This is a genomic window from Halorhodospira abdelmalekii (genome assembly GCF_016583625.1).
Taxonomy (GTDB): Bacteria; Pseudomonadota; Gammaproteobacteria; order Nitrococcales; family Halorhodospiraceae; genus Halorhodospira; species Halorhodospira abdelmalekii.
The window spans coordinates 1-3378 of record NZ_NRRN01000093.1; the positions used below are offsets into that span (position 1 = coordinate 1).

Below are 3378 nucleotides of genomic sequence, written 5' to 3' on the forward strand. Positions count from 1 at the left end.
CCCCACCCAGCACAAAACCGGCCCCTGACTTCGATCGACCTCAGAGTTTTCAGCTCGAACTCCGACCCCTCCGATATGGGACCCAACGGGACCCAGCCACGCAGAGTGAGCACCCCGACCTAGACGCAGAGTCAGGGCGTCGCCCGAAGCACATAGACGCAGAGTCAGAACGCGCCCACTCAGTTGAGCGCTGGCGCGCTTGCTGGGTTGGCTGTGGGCCATGGGGGTTCAACTGCCAACGGTAGCCCCCGCAGGACGTCTCGCCACCCTACTTGGACAGCCCTAAGCCTCACCGGCAGGCAACGCACCACATCGCCGTAGCTCGAAGCTCGGAGTTCGGAGACGCAGTTCTCAGCCATGGTCCGAAGGCCGAAGTCATACCCCATCGCACGCAGTGCGTGTTTTCTCAAAAAGGAGGACCAATGCAGAGTAAAAAGCCGCCATGACAATCCCTTATAAGCCAGAGGCGCGGTGCAACCCACAGTTCTCCGAACGCCGCACTACGCCCTATGCCCGCTGTACTGCGCCCTCAACTCTACGTTCGCCCCATCTCAAACAGGAGATACCCCCATGAGTACCTTCGCGATTGACACCAGCGACGGTGTCATCCCAGCCGACCGCATCATCCGGACACTTCGCCCTCGCGGCTGCCATACCACCATGGTTGAATATCAGGGTGGCGATGGGCAGCCAGCAAAGACGCAGGCGTCCGTTCCTATCTCACTTGTCGATTATCTACCCGTCATCCCGTCCACGCCCGGTTACGAAGTCGTCGAGTTGTTCCCAGACGAGGATGCGATCGACGGCCTCGGCATCGAGCGAATCCCAATTGTGGCTTGGCGCATAGACGGCCAATCTGCCTTACCTGTGATACCCCTCGACACGCTCCATGGCGACGATCAGGCAATCCTCACCCCTTCGGGCGCCGTCTTCGCCCGCGACCAATGGTTTGCAGACCTTGCCGCATACAGGCGCTTCCATTCTGGCTAATCGAGGCACCACGAAGCATCGGGTTCGGGGCTCCTTCGGGCACCCCGCACCCGGCCTTTTAAAATAATCCTTCCTTACTAATTCTGAAATTATAAAACCTTTACGAATTAGAACCTTAAAGCTGCCCTTCCGGCCTTACGAACCGAGTAGTCCCAGCCGCCTTTGGTCTAAAATGGAGAGATGACAAACCATGAGGAATGACTTCATTGCACAGCAGCAGCATCGAATTGCATCAGCAACGCAGGCCGTATTCTGCCGTCGGCGTCCGAAAAAACCCGCAACTCCAAGGCTGCTCCGTTCAGATATTCGACACCGACGAAGCCCGCTGTGCCGACGTCTGTAATCCTCGCAAAAACCACAACGCGCTCCGGCGAAACCCCCTCGCTGGAGCGCTCAGGACAAAGGAGGCAGCTCATGGATCAACGGACGACGAACTTCGTGCTGCGTGACTGTCACAGAGATCGGTTCTATACCGCTACAGCGATCGGCGACGAACTGCAAGAGCTGATCCCCGTTGAGGATGAACGGCGCCTCGCGCTCTACGCCGCCAACCACGGCATCGAGATGCCCGACCCGATCCCCGACTGGGTCGTGCGCTTCGAGCCAGACGCCAGCTATTCGGTTGATTGGGCGAACCGACGGCTTAACACCTTCCTGCCGACGCCGTTACTGCGTAACGCCCTGCGCGCTGAACCGCAGACCGAGGTTCCACCGCTGACCCAGCGGCTGCTCAAGAGCTTGACCTGCGGCGACGAGCAGGTTCAGGAGCACCTCCTAGACTGGCTCGCCTTGCTAATCCAAGGCCGCACCCGGATCGGCACCGCCTGGCTGCTCCACGGCCTGCCCGGTACGGGCAAGCGGTTGCTCACCGACTACTTGCTGCGCTCGCTCCTTGGCCCGGAGCACGTCGTGCGTTGTACGGTGACCGACCTCGCCGCTGCCCGCCTACCGGTCGACGAGCTTGAGCGCGCGCTGCTGGTGGTGGTCGACCCCTTCGATCCGCATGCGACACGCCGCGCTGACCGACTGATGCAGAACCTGAATACACTGATCGACGATCCGGTGCTGGTCCGTCGCCACCCCACCCCGTCGGTTGGCACCGAGCAGCCGAACCACACCAACGTCCTGCTCTGCGCCGACTACCCGGACCCGCTCAGCCTCAAGCCCGAAGACCGGCGATTCAACATCGCTCCAGCCTCCTTGGCACGACTGCGGCTGACCGAATCAGAGTTTGAGCTGCTGATCGACCCGACCAATGGCGAGCTAGCTGCCTTCGCGGCGCACCTCGCCCATCGCCACTTCGACCCGCAGGGCGTAGCCCGCGCACTGCCCCACCCTGCCCGCACCGTGATCACGACCTGCGATAGCGAACTCGATGCGTGCTTCGCTGCGCTGCGGGTCGGCAACCTCAGCTATTTCCATGAGTTGCTGAAACGAAACGAGCTAGTGATGGAGAGTCGCGACCGGAACCGCCTCAAGCGCTTCTGCAAGCGATGGACCCGCGATGCGGCTGCAGGCCGGACCAGCCGGATTTTCAACGAGCAGCTGCAGCACCTGGCCACTATAGCCGCAGGCCGCTATGTCCCGCACGCCGCTTTCAATACTGCCGCTAAGCGCTACGGCCTGCGGCGAAGGCCGATGTGGAACCGCGACGAGAGAAAAACCGGGCGCGGCGTGCAGATTCGCTTCCAGCCATCCGACCAGCTCGACGACACAACCCGTGGCGCAGGCGGCTTCGGCCACAGCGGAACTGTCTAAGGAGGCCACCAATGCGTTCCCCTACCCTGTTCCTGCTCATGGCTGAGCACGAGTACCGCACCACGCTAACCGTCGAAGAGGCCGGGGAGCGCTACTGGGGCTACACCCCGGCCCACTCACGGCGGCTGGCCAACGAGGGCACGTTCCCGGTTCCGGCCTTCCGTGCCGCCAAAAGTCGCAAGGCACCATGGCTCGTGCTAGTCTCGGATCTGGCCGACCACCTCGACACCTGCCGGTCCAAGGCGGTCAAGGAGAGGGAGGAACTGAGGCGAGTTTCGGCCTGAGTGCTACAATTTTGCTACATCAATCGAAGGGAGTCGCCTAACCGGATGACTCCCTTTGTTTTTCTCTAAACATCGGTCCGATCCATCATCGGCGCGACGCTCAAAAGGCCATGTATGGTTTTCAAGGGTTTGCCTTCCATGTAGAGCTGCTCCGAATTTCATACTCGAAAGTGCTCATTCGGTAATTCGCTCTCCGTTGATAGCGCCCGGGTTTGACCAGGCGAGCAACTGGAGTCCTGGTTGAGCAGTCCCAACCGGAGGCGCTCAGTCCGTTCCAGCAAGATCGCCTTGACCCGCTTGAACGGAGTGAACCGCTCAATATCCGGGTCAAACAACCGTGCTAGCA

3 protein-coding genes and 1 pseudogene are annotated in these 3378 nt (G+C 60.9%); 3 read left to right on the forward strand and 1 reads right to left on the reverse strand.

All coding sequences use genetic code 11. From position 1 onward, the window contains the following. Window positions 1–570 precede the first annotated feature (570 nt). From CKO15_RS13300 to CKO15_RS13310, 3 genes are all read left to right on the forward strand, one after another. Window positions 571–990, forward strand: coding sequence for a hypothetical protein (locus CKO15_RS13300; RefSeq protein ID WP_200197206.1), 420 nt, complete (start codon window positions 571–573; stop codon window positions 988–990). A gap of 414 nt (window positions 991–1404) precedes the next feature. Beyond that, window positions 1405–2748, forward strand: coding sequence for a primase-helicase family protein (locus tag CKO15_RS13305; RefSeq protein WP_200197209.1), 1344 nt, complete (start codon window positions 1405–1407; stop codon window positions 2746–2748). Between the two features lie 11 nt (window positions 2749–2759). After that, window positions 2760–3032: a pyocin activator PrtN family protein gene (locus CKO15_RS13310; RefSeq protein WP_200197217.1), complete on the forward strand. Its 273-nt coding sequence runs from the start codon at window positions 2760–2762 to the stop codon at window positions 3030–3032. Window positions 3033–3190: 158 nt separating this feature from the next. Here CKO15_RS13310 and CKO15_RS13315 read toward each other — a convergent pair. Further along, window positions 3191–3378 (reverse strand): annotated as a pseudogene (locus tag CKO15_RS13315) (RNA-guided endonuclease TnpB family protein); the annotation flags it as partial.

Excerpts from the sequence above, each read along its gene's own strand:
- CKO15_RS13300 (WP_200197206.1), top strand. The coding sequence starts at position 571 with ATGAGTACCTTCGCGATTGACACCAGCGACGGTGTCATCCCAGCCGAC.
- CKO15_RS13305 (WP_200197209.1), top strand. The coding sequence starts at position 1,405 with ATGGATCAACGGACGACGAACTTCGTGCTGCGTGACTGTCACAGAGAT.
- CKO15_RS13310 (WP_200197217.1), top strand. The coding sequence starts at position 2,760 with ATGCGTTCCCCTACCCTGTTCCTGCTCATGGCTGAGCACGAGTACCGC.